Source organism: Streptomyces sp. R41 (assembly GCF_041053055.1).
In the GTDB taxonomy this organism is placed as follows: domain Bacteria; phylum Actinomycetota; class Actinomycetes; order Streptomycetales; family Streptomycetaceae; genus Streptomyces.
Map to the genome: position 1 here is coordinate 4860235 of NZ_CP163443.1, position 15715 is coordinate 4875949.

16 protein-coding genes are annotated in these 15715 nt (G+C 71.8%); 8 read left to right on the plus strand and 8 right to left on the minus strand.

Annotated features, from left to right (window positions below):
• Window positions 1–40 precede the first annotated feature (40 nt).
• Genes AB5J53_RS22210 through AB5J53_RS22220 form a run of 3 tightly spaced genes read left to right on the plus strand, consistent with a single transcriptional unit; the run spans window position 41 to window position 2125 of the window.
• On the plus strand, window positions 41–538 hold the full coding sequence (locus tag AB5J53_RS22210; protein ID WP_369247418.1) for a DUF2771 domain-containing protein: 498 nt from the start codon (window positions 41–43) through the stop codon (window positions 536–538).
• On the plus strand, window positions 508–1275 hold the full coding sequence (locus AB5J53_RS22215) for a futalosine hydrolase (RefSeq protein WP_369247419.1): 768 nt from the start codon (window positions 508–510) through the stop codon (window positions 1273–1275). Before AB5J53_RS22210 ends, AB5J53_RS22215 begins: the two co-directional genes overlap by 31 nt.
• Window positions 1265–2125, plus strand: a complete 861-nt coding sequence (locus AB5J53_RS22220) for a 1,4-dihydroxy-6-naphthoate synthase (protein WP_369247420.1) — start codon at window positions 1265–1267, stop codon at window positions 2123–2125. The genes AB5J53_RS22215 and AB5J53_RS22220 overlap by 11 nt, the downstream gene beginning before the upstream one ends.
• Window positions 2126–2129: 4 nt before the next feature.
• Here AB5J53_RS22220 and AB5J53_RS22225 read toward each other — a convergent pair whose 3' ends face one another.
• Window positions 2130–2513 carry a cold-shock protein gene (locus AB5J53_RS22225; RefSeq protein WP_099503518.1) on the minus strand — a complete coding sequence of 128 codons (384 nt, stop codon included), beginning with the start codon at window positions 2511–2513 and terminating at the stop codon, window positions 2130–2132.
• 184 nt (window positions 2514–2697) lie between these two features.
• Here AB5J53_RS22225 and AB5J53_RS22230 point away from each other — a divergent pair, with 184 nt between their 5' ends.
• On the plus strand, window positions 2698–2949 hold the full coding sequence (locus AB5J53_RS22230; RefSeq protein WP_369247421.1) for a hypothetical protein: 252 nt from the start codon (window positions 2698–2700) through the stop codon (window positions 2947–2949).
• A 24-nt stretch (window positions 2950–2973) separates the two neighbouring features.
• On the opposite strand, the gene AB5J53_RS22235 is transcribed toward AB5J53_RS22230, so the two are convergent.
• Together AB5J53_RS22235 and AB5J53_RS22240 are read right to left on the minus strand one after the other, a co-directional pair.
• Complete coding sequence (locus AB5J53_RS22235) at window positions 2974–3609, minus strand: HAD family hydrolase (RefSeq protein ID WP_369247422.1); 636 nt, start codon at window positions 3607–3609, stop codon at window positions 2974–2976.
• Between the two features lie 45 nt (window positions 3610–3654).
• Entirely contained in the window at window positions 3655–4632 is a 978-nt protein-coding gene (locus AB5J53_RS22240; protein ID WP_369247423.1) for a hypothetical protein, read from the minus strand.
• A gap of 241 nt (window positions 4633–4873) precedes the next feature.
• On the opposite strand from AB5J53_RS22240, the gene AB5J53_RS22245 reads away from it, so the two are divergent.
• Window positions 4874–7408 carry a helicase-associated domain-containing protein gene (locus tag AB5J53_RS22245; RefSeq protein ID WP_369247424.1) on the plus strand — a complete coding sequence of 845 codons (2535 nt, stop codon included), beginning with the start codon at window positions 4874–4876 and terminating at the stop codon, window positions 7406–7408.
• A 76-nt stretch (window positions 7409–7484) separates the two neighbouring features.
• Window positions 7485–9146, plus strand: a complete 1662-nt coding sequence (locus tag AB5J53_RS22250; protein WP_369247425.1) for a DNA repair helicase XPB — start codon at window positions 7485–7487, stop codon at window positions 9144–9146.
• Here the strand turns inward: AB5J53_RS22250 and AB5J53_RS22255 are convergent.
• Both AB5J53_RS22255 and AB5J53_RS22260 read right to left on the minus strand, forming a co-directional pair.
• Window positions 9086–10198 carry a glycosyltransferase 87 family protein gene (locus AB5J53_RS22255; protein WP_369252390.1) on the minus strand — a complete coding sequence of 371 codons (1113 nt, stop codon included), beginning with the start codon at window positions 10196–10198 and terminating at the stop codon, window positions 9086–9088. The genes AB5J53_RS22250 and AB5J53_RS22255 overlap by 61 nt on opposite strands.
• A gap of 134 nt (window positions 10199–10332) precedes the next feature.
• Window positions 10333–10524 carry a hypothetical protein gene (locus AB5J53_RS22260; RefSeq protein ID WP_369247426.1) on the minus strand — a complete coding sequence of 64 codons (192 nt, stop codon included), beginning with the start codon at window positions 10522–10524 and terminating at the stop codon, window positions 10333–10335.
• 442 nt (window positions 10525–10966) lie between these two features.
• Here AB5J53_RS22260 and AB5J53_RS22265 point away from each other — a divergent pair, with 442 nt between their 5' ends.
• Window positions 10967–12931 carry an ATP-binding domain-containing protein gene (locus tag AB5J53_RS22265; RefSeq protein WP_369252392.1) on the plus strand — a complete coding sequence of 655 codons (1965 nt, stop codon included), beginning with the start codon at window positions 10967–10969 and terminating at the stop codon, window positions 12929–12931.
• Here the strand turns inward: AB5J53_RS22265 and AB5J53_RS22270 are convergent.
• A complete protein-coding gene (locus tag AB5J53_RS22270) occupies window positions 12928–13044 on the minus strand; it encodes an ArsR family transcriptional regulator (RefSeq protein ID WP_369247427.1) in 117 nt (38 codons plus the stop codon). The genes AB5J53_RS22265 and AB5J53_RS22270 overlap by 4 nt on opposite strands.
• Before the next feature lie 4 nt (window positions 13045–13048).
• Between AB5J53_RS22270 and AB5J53_RS22275 the strand changes: the two genes are divergently transcribed.
• On the plus strand, window positions 13049–13309 hold the full coding sequence (locus tag AB5J53_RS22275) for a hypothetical protein (RefSeq protein ID WP_369247428.1): 261 nt from the start codon (window positions 13049–13051) through the stop codon (window positions 13307–13309).
• Here the strand turns inward: AB5J53_RS22275 and AB5J53_RS22280 are convergent.
• Window positions 13302–14516, minus strand: coding sequence for a serine protease (locus AB5J53_RS22280; RefSeq protein WP_369247429.1), 1215 nt, complete (start codon window positions 14514–14516; stop codon window positions 13302–13304). The two genes, AB5J53_RS22275 and AB5J53_RS22280, sit on opposite strands and share 8 nt — an antisense overlap.
• 299 nt (window positions 14517–14815) lie before the next feature.
• A complete protein-coding gene (locus tag AB5J53_RS22285; RefSeq protein WP_369247430.1) occupies window positions 14816–15505 on the minus strand; it encodes a copper homeostasis protein CutC in 690 nt (229 codons plus the stop codon).
• Window positions 15506–15715 lie beyond the last annotated feature (210 nt).

The following is a 15715-nucleotide window of genomic DNA, read 5'->3' on the forward strand; positions in this document are numbered from 1 at the left end:
ACGTGGGGAGAGCGCTGGACGTGCCCGATAGCCTTTCGCCATGACATCCCTGCCCCGCGGCAGAGCCGCTAATGGACTCAGCGCTGCGCGCCGTCGTCGCGCCGTTGCCGTCGTCGGCACCGTATCCGCCGGACTCCTCGTCCTGTCCGCCTGTGACAAGCCGACGCCGCTGGCCACCATCACGGTCGGCAAGAACTCGGTGAGCTCCGAGACCGACTGCTACAACGACGGCAAGGCGGTGAAGACCGCGGACCTGGCGAGCTGCCTGAAGTCCAAGGACATCAAGTCCATCAAGGTCGACCCCGACGAGACCGTGCGCTTCGGCGTGGACCCGAAGATCGCGGACAACGGCTGGACGATCCTGATGAACGGTCAGCCGCTGACCGACTCCAGCAACAAGACGTACCGCACGATCCCGGGCAGCGTGTTCTTCAACGCGCAGTACGGCGCCAGCGGCAACTCCACGCTCGTCTCCATCAAGGAGGGCGAGAAGACGGTCACCGGCCTGTGGTCCTTCAAGCTCAAGAAGGACTCCTGACCACGTCTTCCGCGGTACGTGTCCTCGTAGCCACCGCGGTCCCGGTCGAACGGGACGCGGTGGCCGGGGCGTTCACGGTCGCCGTTCATGAGGTCCCGTTGCCCGGGGTGGTGCTGCACCGAGCGGGAGGAACAGGCGGAACAGCCCGGTACGACCTGCTCGCCGCCGGCGTCGGCCCCGCTCTCGCCGCCGCCTCCACCGCCTCCGCGCTCACCGCGGCCGCGATCGGCGGCGAACCGTACGACCTGGTCGTCTCGGCGGGTATCGCCGGCGGCTTCCAGCCGGACGCCCCGGTCGGGTCGCTCGTCGTCGCCGACGACATCACCGTGGCGGATCTGGGCGCGGACACCGCGGACGGCTTCGTCCCCGTCACCGGACTCGGCTTCGGAACCGTCAGCCACCGTCCACCGGAATCACTCGTGCGAGCGATCACCGCGGCCACGGGTGGACGCGCCGGGACGGTGCTCACCGTCTCCACCGTGACCGGCACCGCCGCCCGCGCCGCCGAGCTGCGCGCCCGGCACCCCCGCGCCCTCGCCGAGGCGATGGAGGGGTTCGGGGTCGCCGAGGCGGCCGCGGCTCATGGTGTGCCCGTCCTTGAGCTCCGCGCGGTCTCCAACCCCGTCGGCCGGCGCGATCGCGCCGCCTGGCGCATCGGCGACGCTCTCGCCGCACTCAGCGAGGGTTTCGGGAAGCTCGCACCCGTACTGGAGAGTTGGAACCCATATGAGCCCTGAGAAGCTGCCCGAGCCCTTGCGGATCGCCTACTCGCCCTGCCCGAACGACACCTTCGTCTTCGACGCCTGGGCGCACGGCCGGGTGCCGGGCGCGCCCGCGCTCGACGTCACCTTCGCGGACATCGACATCACCAACGGCATGGCCGAGCGCGGCGAGTTCGACGTTCTGAAGGTGTCGTACGCCGTGCTGCCGTACGTCCTCGACGAGTACGCGCTGCTGCCGTGCGGCGGCGCGCTGGGGCGGGGCTGCGGGCCTCTGGTGCTCACCCGCGAGGCCGACGCGGACCTCACGGGGCGTACGGTCGCCGTGCCCAGCGAGAAGTCGACCGCGTACCTCCTCTTCCGGCTGTGGGCCGCGGATGTCGTGGCCGGCGGTGTCGGCGAGATCGTGGTCATGCCGTTCCACGAGATCATGCCCGCCGTTCGGGACGGGAAGGTCGACGCGGGGCTCGTCATCCACGAGGCGCGCTTCACGTACCAGAACTACGGGCTGCACAAGCTCGCCGACATGGGCGAGCACTGGGAGCGGACGACCGGGCTGCCCATCCCGCTCGGCGCGATCATCGCCAAGCGCTCACTGGGCGAGGAGCGGCTGAAGGCCCTCGCCGAGGCGACCCGCGCCTCGGTCCGCGCCGCCTGGGACGACCCGGAGGCCTCCCGCCCCTACGTCCTGGAACACGCCCAGGAGATGGATCCGAAGGTCGCGGACCAGCACATCGGCCTGTACGTCAACGAGTTCACGGCCGATCTGGGCGACGACGGGTATGCCGCCGTCCGCGGACTGCTCACACGTGCGGCGGCCGAGGGGCTGGTACCGCCCCTCGGCCCGGATGCGCTGAATTTCCCGTAGGCGTCTAGACGTCCAACTGGTCGGCGACGGCTCGCAGCAGGCCCGCGATCTTCTTGCCGGACGCCTTGTCGGGGTAACGGCCCTTCTCCAGCATCGGCGTGATGTTTTCGAGGAGGGTCGTCAGGTCCTGGACGATGGAGGCCAGTTCGTCCGGCTTGCGGCGCTGCGCGGCCGCGACGGAGGGGGTCGGGTCCAGGAGGGTCACCGAAAGCGCCTGGTCACCACGCTGACCGGCGACGACGCCGAACTCCACGCGCTGGCCGGGCTTGAGAGCATCGACTCCGGCGGGCAGGACCGAGGAATGAACGAAGACGTCACCGCCGTCGTCGCGGGAGAGAAAGCCGAAGCCCTTCTCGCTGTTGAACCACTTGACCTTGCCGGTAGGCACGTCTGTCCTCGTCCTCGTACTCGTCGGAAACTGCTCTGAAAACTGCGCGGGCAACTGCCCGTAAACGGCTCTGGATAGCACTACAGCGGGTCGTCTGACCCGCCGGTACCAAGGCTAATGGTCCGGCGGCTGGTGACAAGACGTCGCTGGATTGTTCCTTCGCGCAGGGAACTACCCTGGTCCGGTGCGTGACAAAACCCAAGCGAATTCCGCAGAAGCCGGTGACCGGCTGATCCGTGCCGGTGCCATCGTGTTCTTCATCGGTGCCGTGGCCACTCTGGTCACCGTGGCACCGCTGCTGCTCGGTACGGCTCCTTTTCCGACATACATGTTCGGCTTGAGCATGCTCATGGGTGTCGGATTCCTGTTGGCCGGAGCCGGGGTGCTCCAGTCCATCGCGGAGGGCCGCCGCCGGGCGCGCGCCGCGCGGGGTTAGCGCGATGCCTCGCGCGGACAGGCCCTAGCGGTTGCCGGCTTCGCGGCGACGCCGGTATTCCTCCAGCCACGCCGGGAACTCCGTGAGATCGGCGAGGACGACGTCCGCGCCCGCCGCGCGGAGCTCTGCGGCGTCGCACGGTCCGGTAGCCACGGCGACGGAGTACGCGTCCGCCGTGTGCGCGCCGCGTACGTCTCCGGTGTGGTCGCCGACGTACACGCTCGCGCCGTGCTCGCGGAGCGCCTCCGCCTTCTGCTCGGCCCACAGATTGCCGACGACCGCGTCCGCGTCGATGCGCAGATGTTCCAGATGCAGCTTGGCGCTGGGCTCCCACTTCGCCGTGACGACGACGGCGCTCCCGCCCGCCGCCCGCACGGCCGCGACCGCCTCCCGGGCGCCGGGCATCGCGAGCGTGCCGGTGATGGCGTGTGTGGGGTACATCTCACGGTAGAGATCCGCGACGGCGGGGACATCCTTTGCCGGGAACCAGTTGACGAGCTCGTCCTCCAGCGGCGGCCCGAGCCGCGTGACCACCAGATCGCAGTCGATGTAGATCCCCGTCCGCGCGGAGAGCGCCTGGTAGCAGGCGTGGATACCGGGGCGGGAGTCGATCAGGGTCATATCGAGGTCGAAGCCGACGGTCAGCGCGGTGGAAGTCATATGGGCCATTGTGCCCAGCGCCCGCGAGGCAAGGCGGTCCGCCGGTCAGCGTTGGCGTTGGGAGCGCCAGACCAGGTAGAGGGCGGAGGTGACGGCGGCGCCGCGGACGACCCAGGGCCAGGTCTCGGCGAGTGCGTCGTTCATGTGGCCCTCGGCGATGGGGGCTCCCCAGCGGCCGTTCGTGCGGCCCCAGAGCCAGACGATGCCGGCCGTGGCGGCCAGGCCGGGCAGTACGAGGACCGCCCACTTCGACTCGGCGGGGGTCAGCCGGCGCGAGCCGTACGCGATGAGCCAGCCGAGGCCCAGGGCGAACCAGTTGCCGAGGACGGCGCCGGCGACCAGGAGTGCGGCGGCGAGCAGGAGGAGGGGGTTGCTCCAGCCGCTGAGGCCGGGGAGGCGGCGGCGCGGGGTCCGGTCGGTCTCCTCCTCGACTTCCGGCTCCTTCTCCGGAACCGTCTCCTTCGGTGGCTTCGCCTCCTCGTCGGGCTTCTTCTCGGGCGGCCGCTTGAGCAGCTCGGGGATCTCCACACCTCCGACGAACCCCGGCACGCTGTCGTCGAGCCCGAACGGGCTGCTGTCCACGCGCCACCAGTCCGGCTGTGTGACGCTGTCGCCGAGTTCCTGCGCGTTCGCGAGGTGCGGCGGGGAGGGGGCGTCGAGGCTCTCGGTGGGTTCGGACTCCGCGGGGCGCGGCCTCGGGACGACGCGGCGCAGGCCCTTGGGACGGGGCGCCGGTTCGGTCGCGCGCTGGGTGGGGACGGCGGCCCACGTCTGCGTCCCGGGACCCGTGTCGCCGCCCTGGCCGGCGGCCGCGACGATCTCGTCGGGGGTGCCCAGGCGGGCGAGGATCCGGCGGACGGCGGCCGGGCTGTCGACGGTCGTCTTCGCCCTGCGGCGGTCGATCTCGTTGCGCAGCTCCGAGACCAGCCGCATGCGGGTCGCGGACGGCAGCTGGCGCTGCTGGGCCAGGTCGCCGACCCGGCTCAGGTAGTCGAAGACAAGCTGGTCGCTCTCGATCCCCACGAAGTCCCCTCCGGGGCGCGCGCGTTGAATACCCCGTGCTGACGAAGGTACCGGGTTTCTTCGCCCCCTCTGCCTCTGCCCGCCCCGTATGGGCCGCGGGGAACTGCGCGACAAGCCCTCACCGCCCCGCACCAGGAGAACAACCGAAGGGGGCTGGGGCGCAGCCCCCAGGTACGGGGCGGGCAGGGGCGGAGGGGGCGAACAACACCCCACCCCCACCCCACCCGCTACCGTTGACAGGATGAGCACCGAGACCGCTCCGCGTTCCCTGGCGGAAGCCCTCCGCGCGCGGGACGACGCCTCACTGTCCGCGCTCCTCAGGTCCCGCCCGGACCTGATCACCCCCGTCCCCACGGACCTCACCCAGCTCGCCACCCGTGCCGGCACCCGCGCCTCGGTCGTCCGCGCCCTGGAGCGCCTGGACCGTTTCGCCCTGCAGACCGCGGAGGCCCTGGCCGTGGCGTCGGAACCGGCGACGCACGACGAACTGCTCGGACTCATGGCGGGCGACGACGCGGACCCGGCGGTCACGGCGGCGTTCCCGCGCGCTCTCGGGACGCTCCGCGAGCAGGCCCTGGTGTGGGGCCCCGACGACCGCCTCCGGCTCGTACGGACGGCCCGGGAGCTGCTCGCCCCGTCGCCGCAGCACCCCTCCCCGACGGGGCTCGGCCCGACCGTCGCGGAGGCGACGGCGGGCATGTCCCCCGGGCGCATCCAGGAGATCGTGGCGGCGGCCGGGCTGCCCACCACCCACGACTCCGTATCCGCCGTCGCGGCGCTCGGCAGCCTCTTCACGGACCGCACGCGCATGGCGGCAATCCTCGACGACGCCCCCGCCGAGTCGCTGGACGTGCTGTCCCGGCTGGTGTGGGGACCGCCCTACGGCCAGGTGACGGCGGACCCGGCGCGCCATCTGCGCTGGCTCATCGACCGCGGGCTGCTGCTGCCGACGGCGCCCGGCACGGTCGTGCTGCCCCGGGAGGTCGCCCTGCACCTGCGGGCGGGCCGCGCGCACCGGGCGACGGAGCCGGTGGCGCCGGCGGTCGAGGCAGCGCGGACCCACCGTCCACAGGTTGTGGACGCCGCGGCCGCGGGCCAGGCGTACACGGCGCTGGCGACCATCGAGGAGCTGCTCAAGGACTGGCACGAGGGCGGTCCGGCCGTGCTGCGCGCGGGCGGACTGAGCGTGCGGGACCTGAAGCGGACGGCGGTGGCACTCGACCTGGCGGAGCCGGTGGCCGCGTTCTGGGTGGAACTCGCCTACGCCGCGGGCCTGTTGGCGTCGGACGGCGAGGCGGACGAGCGGTACGCGGCGACGCCCGCGTACGACGAGTGGCTGGAGCTGCCCGCCGCCGAGCGCTGGGCGCGGCTCGCCTCGGCGTGGCTGACCGCGACCCGCACGCCGGGCCTGGTCGGGGGGAGGGACGCGAAGGACCGTACGTTGTCGGCGCTGGGGCCCGGCCTGGACCGTTCCGCCGCGCCCGAGGTCCGCCACCGTGTCCTCGCCCTCCTCGCCGCACTCCCCGAGGGCGCCTCCCCCACCACGGACTCCGTCCTCGCCCGCCTCCACTGGGAGCGCCCCCTGCGGGGCCCCCAGGACGCCACGGACGACCTGCGCACCCGACTGGCCCGCTGGACCCTGTCCGAGGCGGAGCTGCTGGGCATCACGGGCCGTGGGGCGCTGTCCGCGCAGGGGCGGGCGCTGCTGGGGTTCCCGGCGGCGACCGCCCAGGACGCCGACTCCTCCGGCCCCGGCGACAAGCTTCCCGTCCACAAGCGGCACCACCCGCTCCCCGAAGCCACGCACTCCCCCGCCGAGCAGGCCGCGGCGGCCGCCCGGGCGGCCCGCCTGCTCGCCCCGCTCCTCCCCGAGCCGCTGGACCACGTCCTCCTCCAGGCGGACCTGACCGCGGTCGCGCCGGGCCCCCTGGAGCGCCCCCTGGCCGACACGCTCGGCGTCCTCGCGGACGTGGAGTCGAAGGGCGGGGCGACGGTCTACCGCTTCACGCCGGGCTCGGTGCGCCGTGCTCTCGACGCGGGCCGCTCGGCGTCGGACCTGCAGGCCTTCCTCGCGGCCCACTCCCGCACCCCCGTCCCGCAGCCGCTCGCGTATCTGATCGACGACGTGGCGCGCAGACACGGGCATCTGCGGATCGGCGCGGCATCGGCGTACGTCCGGTGCGACGACGACGCGCTGCTGAACGAGATCCTCGCCGACAAGCGCTCGGCCGGACTCCGCCTGCGCCGCCTGGCGCCCACGGTCCTCGCCGCCCAGGCCGACCCGGCCGCCCTGCTCGAAGGCCTCCGCTCCATGGGCTTCGCACCCGCCGCCGAGTCCGCCGAGGGCGACGTCCTGATCACCCGCGCGCACGCCCACCGCACCCCGCCGCGCACGGCCCCGGCACCCGTCCCCGACGGGCCTCCGGTCCCCGACGCCACCCTCCTCGGCGCCGCGATCCGCGCCATCCGCGCCGGTGACCTGGCCTCCACGACCCCGCGCAAGCCGGCCCCGGCCACCGACCGCCCCGGCAACGGCGAACTCCCCCGCACCAGCTCCGCCGAGACCCTCGCCACCATGCAGGCCGCCGTGCTCACCGGCGAGTCCCTCTGGATCGGCTACGTCAACGCCGAGGGCTCCGCCAGCCAGCGCGTCATCGCCCCCATCCGCGTCGAGGGCGGCTTCGTCACGGCGTACGACCACACCGCTGACGAAGTCCGCACGTATCCGCTGCACCGCGTGACGGGGGTGTCGGAGCTGGCGGACGACCAGCCGTGATCATCGCCCCTTGAGGCACACTGGAGGTTTGGCCGGTCATCCGCGCAGGGGTGTCGGCACGCAGAAAGGGACAGGCGTGAACGGACCCCTCATCGTCCAGAGCGACAAGACGCTGCTCCTCGAGGTCGACCACGAGCTCGCCGACGCCTGCCGTCGGGCCATCGCGCCGTTCGCCGAGCTGGAGCGGGCGCCCGAACACATTCACACGTATCGGGTGACGCCGCTCGGGCTGTGGAACGCGCGGGCCGCGGGGCACGACGCCGAGCAGGTGGTGGACGCGCTCGTGGAGTTCAGCCGCTATCCCGTGCCGCACGCGTTGCTCGTGGACATCGCCGAGACCATGGACCGCTATGGACGGCTCACCCTCAGCAAGGACCCCGCCCACGGTCTGGTGCTCACCACCACCGACCGGCCGGTCCTCGAAGAGGTGCTGCGGTCGAAGCGGGTCGCGCCGCTCGTCGGTGCGCGGATCGACCCGGACACCGTGGCCGTGCATCCGTCGGAGCGCGGGCAGATCAAGCAGACCCTGCTGAGGCTGGGCTGGCCGGCCGAGGACCTCGCCGGGTACGTCGACGGGGAGGCGCACCCCATCGAGCTGGCGGAGGACGGGTGGGCGCTGCGGCCGTATCAGAAGCAGGCCGTGGAGAACTTCTGGCACGGCGGCAGCGGGGTCGTCGTGCTGCCCTGCGGTGCCGGTAAGACGCTCGTGGGGGCCGGGTCGATGGCGCAGGCCAAGGCCACCACCCTGATCCTCGTCACCAACACCGTCTCCGCCCGGCAGTGGAAGCACGAACTGGTGAAGCGGACCTCGCTGACCGAGGACGAGATCGGCGAGTACAGCGGTACGAGGAAGGAGATCCGGCCGGTCACCATCGCGACGTACCAGGTGCTGACGACCAAGCGGAAGGGCGTCTATCCGCACCTCGAGCTCTTCGACTCGCGGGACTGGGGGCTCATCGTCTACGACGAGGTGCATCTGCTGCCCGCGCCCGTCTTCAAGTTCACCGCCGATCTGCAGGCCAGGCGCCGGCTGGGGCTCACCGCGACCCTCGTGCGCGAGGACGGGCGCGAGTCGGACGTCTTCTCGCTGATCGGGCCCAAGCGGTTCGACGCGCCCTGGAAGGAGATCGAGGCGCAGGGCTACATCGCGCCCGCCGACTGTGTCGAGGTCCGGGTCAATCTCACCGACGCCGAGCGGCTCGCGTACGCCACCGCGGAGACCGAGGAGAAGTACCGCTACTGCGCGACGACGGAGACCAAGCGGAAGGTCACGGAGGCGATCGTCCGCCGCTTCGCGGGGCAGCAGATCCTTGTCATCGGGCAGTACATCGACCAACTCGACGAGCTGGGCGAGCACTTGAACGCGCCCGTCATCAAGGGCGAGACCAGTAACGCGCAGCGCGAGAAGCTCTTCGACGCGTTCCGGGAGGGCGAGATCAGCGTCCTCGTCGTGTCCAAGGTCGCGAACTTCTCCATCGACCTGCCGGAGGCGACCGTCGCCGTCCAGGTCTCGGGCACCTTCGGGTCACGGCAGGAGGAGGCCCAGCGGCTGGGCCGGGTACTGCGACCGAAGGCCGACGGACACCAGGCCCACTTCTACTCCGTGGTCGCCCGCGACACCATCGACCAGGACTTCGCCGCCCATCGGCAGCGGTTCCTCGCCGAGCAGGGGTACGCCTACCGGATCGTCGACGCGGACGAGCTGCTGGCCGACAACGCCGACAGCGCCGAGAGCTGAGGCAGCAGGACCAGCGCCAGTAGCGCGTACGGCGACGCCAACGGCTGCTGCCACCACGGGAGTTGTAGATCCAGGGCGCCCTGGTGCGGGACCAGCCACAGGGTGCGGGCCGTGAAGACCACCGCCACCAGCGCCGCCGTATGCCTGCGGCCGTCCGCCGCCAGCACGGCGATCAGCGGTACGCACCACACCCAGTGGTGCGACCAGCTGATCGGGCAGACGAGGAGTGCGGTGAAGGCGATGATCAGGATGCCCCGACGGTCGTTGACGGTGGCCGTGCGGCGGGCCAGCCAGAGGCCCGCGCAGGCGACGGCCACCATCGGCAACGCCCACGCCGGGCCCGGCGACGGCTCCCCCAGCGCACGCGCGATCAGCCCCTGGAGCGACTGGTTGTCCACGATCCACGCCTTGCCGACGCGGTCGGTCTCGTAGAGCCGTCGGGTCCAGAAGTCCACGCTCGCGTACGGCAGCACGAGCGCCCCCAGCAGTACGGTCCCGGCGCATGCGGCCAGAGCCGTCGCTCCCTCGCGCACGCGCCGGGTGAGCAGCAGATACGCGATGAAGACGGCGGGGGTGAGCTTCACGCCCGCGGCGATGCCGAGGGCGATTCCCTTGCCGGGCGCGCCCGGCGGCCGGGTCAGGTCCCAGAGGATCAGGCAGGCGACAGCGAGGTTGACCTGGCCGAAGAGGACGGTCTGGAAGACGGGTTCGAGCCAGAGGGCGAGGGCGGTGGCGGCGCAGACGGCGGGGAGCCGCTCGGGGAGTCCCGCGAGACGGCAGGAGAGGCGGACCAGCGCGGCCAGCAGGGCCACGTTCCCGGCGACGAACGCCACCTTGAGGGCGGCCGGCGGGAGCCAGGCCGTCGGCACGAAGAGGAGCGCCGCGAAGGGCGGGTACGTGGCGGGCAGCCGCCACTCGGTGACGGTGAAACCGTAGAGATCCCTGCCGTTCAGTACGGCCGCGCCCTCGGCCCGGTAGACCAGCGCGTCCGCCATGGGGGCGTGCGTGACGACACAGAGGGCGCAGAAGGCGGCGAGGGAGAGAGCGAGCAGGGGAAACAGCGTGGACAGGGCGGAGTGAGTGGTGAACTGGGCGAACTGGGCGACTTCTTTGGGTGAGTTGTCGGTCACGTTCCGTTGCGGCACGGAGTGACCCTAGTGCCGGGCGGTACGGCCCGGCGTACGGCTCACCGCCGCCGTACGCCCGCTTCCTCGCCGTACTCGCCGAGGAGCACCACTCCGAACGCCGCCTCCGCGAACACCTTCACGGCGCGCAGGGCGTCGCCGAGGCGGTGGCGGTGGTGGGTGGAGGAGGCGGCGGTCGCGCCATGGGGCTGAACGGGATGGACAGGGCCTGGGGTGAAGGTTGCTGCGCTCATGTATCCATGGTGGAACGCCGGGCCCCGAATGGCGTCGGCCTGCGGACCGAACCTCCGCGGACCCCTCGTACACCTGCGGGCCGCCCGCCGTACGCCTCACGACGGACCCCGACCCCTAGGGTCCTCGGGGGCGCGTCCCTGAGGCGGTGGAAAAACCGTTGGCCCCCACATCCTCCGGTCACCTAGAATCTCCGCTCTTGCCCGCCTCCCTTCACGGAGTGCCGCCGCCCGGCCGGAAACCGGACGGCTCTCAGGAATCACGCACTGTCACCGATTCCGCCCGGATCCATCGGCAACTCCTCGACGGAATCACTCCCGCAGCAGGTCCCCGGAGGCAACCCCCGTGTCCACCCCGCCCGACTATCCGTCCGACACCCCGTCCGACGATCCCCTCTCCCGCGAGCGGACCCACCTCAGCGACTCCCGCGCCGCGCTGCGCGCGATGCGCGAGGACGTGGAGAACCTCGACATCAGCGATGTCACCGCGAACTGGGTGAACGCCGCCGTCCTGCAGCACCAGATCGACGAGCGCATCAAGGCCCTCGCCGACCTCAGCCACACCCCGCTGTTCTTCGGGCGGCTCGACTACCTGCATGCACCGGGCGCCGACAAGGCGGAGGGCGCGGAGGGTGAGCGGTTCTACATCGGGCGGCGGCATGTGCACGACGCCGAGGGCGACCCGATGGTCATCGACTGGCGCGCGCCGGTGTCGCAGCCGTTCTACCGGGCCTCGAAGAAGGACCCGATGGACGTCGGGCTCAGGCGCCGCTTCGGTTACACCGGCGGCGACCTCACGGCGTACGAGGACGAGCATCTGTCGGACCCGGCCGAGGCGGCGACGACCAGCAAGCTGCTCCAGCAGGAGATCGAGCGGCCGCGCGTCGGCCCGATGCGCGACATCGTGGCGACCATCCAGCCGGAGCAGGACGAGATCGTACGGTCGGGCCTGTCCGGCTCGGTCTGTGTGCAGGGAGGCCCCGGTACCGGCAAGACCGCCGTCGGCCTGCACCGGGTCGCCTACCTTCTCTACGCCCACCGGGAGCGGCTCGCCCGCACCGGCACCCTCGTCATCGGGCCGAACAAGTCCTTCCTGCACTACATCGAGCAAGTCCTCCCGGCCCTCGGCGAGTTGGAGGTCAAGCAGGCGACCGTCGACGATCTCGTCGCGCAGGTCGAGGTGCGCGGGAGCGACGACGCGGCCGCCGCCGTCATCAAGGGCGACGCCCGGATGGCCGAGGTGCTGCGCCGGGCCGTCCGCTCGCACGTGACCGTGCCCACCGAGCCGGTCGTGGTGGTGCGCGGTTCGCGGCGCTGGCGGGTGGCGGCGTACGAACTCGAAGATCTCGTGCGGGAGTTGCTGGACCGCGACATCCGCTACGGCGCCGCGCGCGAGGCGCTTCCGCAGCGGATCGCGCACGCCGTGCTGGTCCAGATGGAGCGGTCGGGCGAGGCGCCGGACGACCGGGTGCAGGACGCCGTCGCCCACAACACCGCCGTGAAGGCCGCGGTCAAGGCGATCTGGCCGGCCGTCGACCCGGCCAAGCTCGTGCTGCGGCTGCTCTCCGACGCGGACTTCCTCGCCGTACACGCGGCGGGGATCCTCGGCGAGGACGAGCAGAAGGAGATCCTCTGGCAGAAGCCGGTGCGCTCGGTGAAGTCGGCCAAGTGGTCCGCCGCCGACGCCGTGTTGATCGACGAGGCCACCGATCTCGTCCAGCGCACGCACTCGCTCGGGCACGTGGTGCTCGACGAGGCGCAGGATCTGTCGCCGATGCAGTACCGGGCGGTGGGGCGGCGCTGCACGACCGGGTCGGCGACTGTGCTCGGGGATCTCGCGCAGGGGACGACCCCTTGGGCCACCCGGAGCTGGGACGAGGCGCTGCGCCACCTCGGCAAGGCGGAGGCCGTCGTGGAGGAGCTGACGGCGGGCTTCCGCGTGCCCACGGATGTCATCGCGTACGCGTCCCGGCTGCTGCCGCACATCGCGCCCGGGCTGACGCCGGTGGCGTCGGTGCGGGAGAACCCGGGATTTTTCGAGGTGCGGCCGAGCGCGGCCGACTCCGAAGTGGTGGGCGCCTGCGCGGAGTTGCTGCGCAACGAGGGCTCGATCGGGCTCATCGCCGCGGACGCCCGGATCCCGGTCCTCGCCGAGGCGCTGACGACGGCCGGGCTGACGTATCTCGGTCCGGGCGAGGAGACGACGGCCGAGACCCGCCTCACCCTGGTGCCGGCCTCGCTCGCCAAGGGCCTGGAGTACGACTACGTGGTCCTGGACGAGCCGCAGGCCGTCGTCGACGGCGAGCCGGACGAACGGACCGGCCTGCGCCGCCTGTACGTGGCCCTGACCCGAGCGGTCTCGGGCCTGATCGTGACGCACGCGGCACCGCTGCCGCCCCAACTTGCCTAACCGGGCAAGGACTTCAACAGGGCATCCAGGAGGTCGGGGAACCGGGCGTCGAGGTCGTCGCGGCGCAGCTGCACATAGCTGGTCGGCTGGTCGATCGCGGTCGCCCTGATCACCCGCGTGGCCTCCCTGGACCCCGCCAACGCTCCCGTCCTGGTCTCCCTCAACAGCAGCGCGCTCTACCTGGGCATGGCGGCGGCCGGCGGTACGGGCAGCCTGGCGATCGCCTTGTTCGGCGACCGGTGGTTCCTGCTGGTGGGTGCGGGACTGATGGCGCCGGCGACGGGGGTGGCGGCGGTCACGACCCGGGCACGGAAAGGCGGTGGCCCCCGGCGCCGAGCACCGGAGGACACCAACGGCCGTACAGACGCCGTTACTTGAACTTGCGGCTGGTCGCCAGATAGACCTGCTTGGCGTTCTTGCCGAGGCGAGGCCCGGTGATGAACGTCTTGCGGTCGCTCAGCGAGTTGTTCGAGACCAGGTAGGTCCGCCCGTTGTGCGTCATGAACCAGGGCCCGCCGGAGGCGCCGCCGTTCATCGTGCACCCGATCATGAACTGGGCGGGGGCATTGCTCGCCAGCACGAAACGCTTGGTGGCGCCGCGGCAGTCGTACATCTTCGAGCCGTCGTACGGCGACTCGGCGGGGTAGCCGCGGACCTTCATGTTCTTGACCTTGTTGGCCGCCGGGGCGTTGAACCACACCGGCAGGGCCGAACCGAGCCGCTCCTGAAGGGACTTCTTTCCGCTCTCGGGCTTCACGTGCAGCACGGCGTAGTCGTACGCCGAGGCCGCGTTGCCCTGGTGGCCGCCACCCTTGATCCACTGGGACGACGTCGTGGCCCAGTTGGCCCACCAAATGCCGTACGGGGAGACGGACTTGGCGCGCGGGTTGGTGATCTGCCGGTTGCTCAGCCGCGCGCCGTTGTTGTACGAGGGGACGAAGGCGATGTTGCGGTACCAGCCGCCGCCCTTGCCCGCGTGCACACAATGGCCCGCGGTCCACACCATGTTGGACTTGCCCGGGTGCGCCGGGTCGGTGACGACCGCGGCGGAGCAGACCATGGCGCCCTCGGGCGAGGAGAAGAACAGCTTGCCCACGGGGGCCGCGTAGTGGTGGTAGGTCGCCTTGACCTTCGTGGCCGCCTTCCGCTTCACCGTCCCGTCGGGCAGGTACGAGGTGGCGCCGCTGCCCGAACCGGTGCTGGTGCTGCCCGCCTGCGCGACCGGAATGCTGGACTTGGCCGCGGCCATCTTCTCCGGCGTCCAGAAGTCCTTGATGTACGGGTTGGCGAAGTCCTCGGCCTTGGATGCCCAGTTGCTGTAGTCCTTCCACCCCCCGTTCTTCCACTTCTCCAGGGCGGCGCCGCTGAGGTCGGTGGGAATGCCGGCGGGCAGCTTGTAGCCGCCGAGCGAGGTGGAGCCGTCGTCGTCCTGGCCGGTGTCGACGTTCTTGTCCGCCTGCGTGGACGACGAGGGCCGCGCGGCGGCCCCGTCGTCCTTCTTGCTGTCGCAGGCCGTGGTGGTGACCATGATGGCCGCGATCACGGCTGCGGCGGCCGCGAGCGAGCGGCTGCGTATGGATGGCATGGAGCCTTGTCCCCCTGTTACTACGTGCGTGTTGCCGGCGGCGCGCATGCGTGTGCTTCGCTGCGCTGCGCCTGCGTGCGTGCGAGTTGTCATGCCCCGGCTCATCGAGGCCTTCCCAATATGCACGCACAAAGCCGGACGGTGATCGCCGGGAGACTCTCAACACACAACAACTACCTGGCGGATATGGATCCGTGACCTCGGGGGCCGGCGACAGCCCGTCCGGCGCTCGAGGACGAGCGCGAAGCGCGACACGGGGGTCTGGGGCCCGCGCCCTTGGCCCGGGCGCGGCAGCATGCCTACGCGTCCAAGGCCGTCCGCCACTCCCGTACCGCCTCCGGTGACACCGGGGCGGTCCATCCGCCCGGGCGGGCGGCGCCGCCGATGTGGAAGGCGTCGATGCCCGCCGTGCGCAGGCGCGCCACGTGGTCGAGGCGCAGGCCGCCGCCGACCATGATCCGCGGCTCGTAGCCCGGCTCACCGCGGCGCGCGGCCTCGGCGAGCAGCGTGGGCAGGCCGTCGTCCACGCCCGCCGCGGACCCGGCGGTCAGGTAGGCGTCGAGGCCCGGCAGGTCGGCGAGCTGCTTGCGCAGGGCGTCGCGGTCGGCGGCGCGGTCGATCGCGCGGTGGAAGGTCCAGCGGCAGCCGTCCAGTTCGGCGACGAGCCGCTCCACGGCGGCCAGGTCGGGGCCGCCGTGCTCGTCGAGGAACCCGAGCACGAACTCGTCCGCCCCCGCGGCGCGCATCTCGCCGGCGACGCGTACGAGCGCGTCGACGTCATCCGCGGCGAAGCCGTCCGTCAGGCGGAGCATCACGCGCAGCGAGATGTCTACGGCGGCGCGGATCGCGGTGAACGTCTCCACCGCGGGGGTGAGACCGTCGGCGGCCATGTCGGTGACCAGCTCGAGGCGGTCCGCGCCTCCGGCCTGGGCGGCGACGGCGTCCTCGGCGTCGAGGGCGATCACCTCCAGGACTGCACGCTTACTCATGTGACCTCTTCCCTAGGGCGGCTACAGGTCTAGTCCAATCCCAGGGTACGCGGGTGATGCGGCCGCCGCGAGAAGATCACGCCGAGTTGGTGTGCGGGCGGGGGTTTTCGCCCCCTCCGCCCCTGCCCGTCCCGTCCCTGGGGGCTGCCGCCCCCAGACCCCCGCCAAAAGATCGCGCAGTTCCCCGCGCCCCTAAAAGGGGCGCGGGGA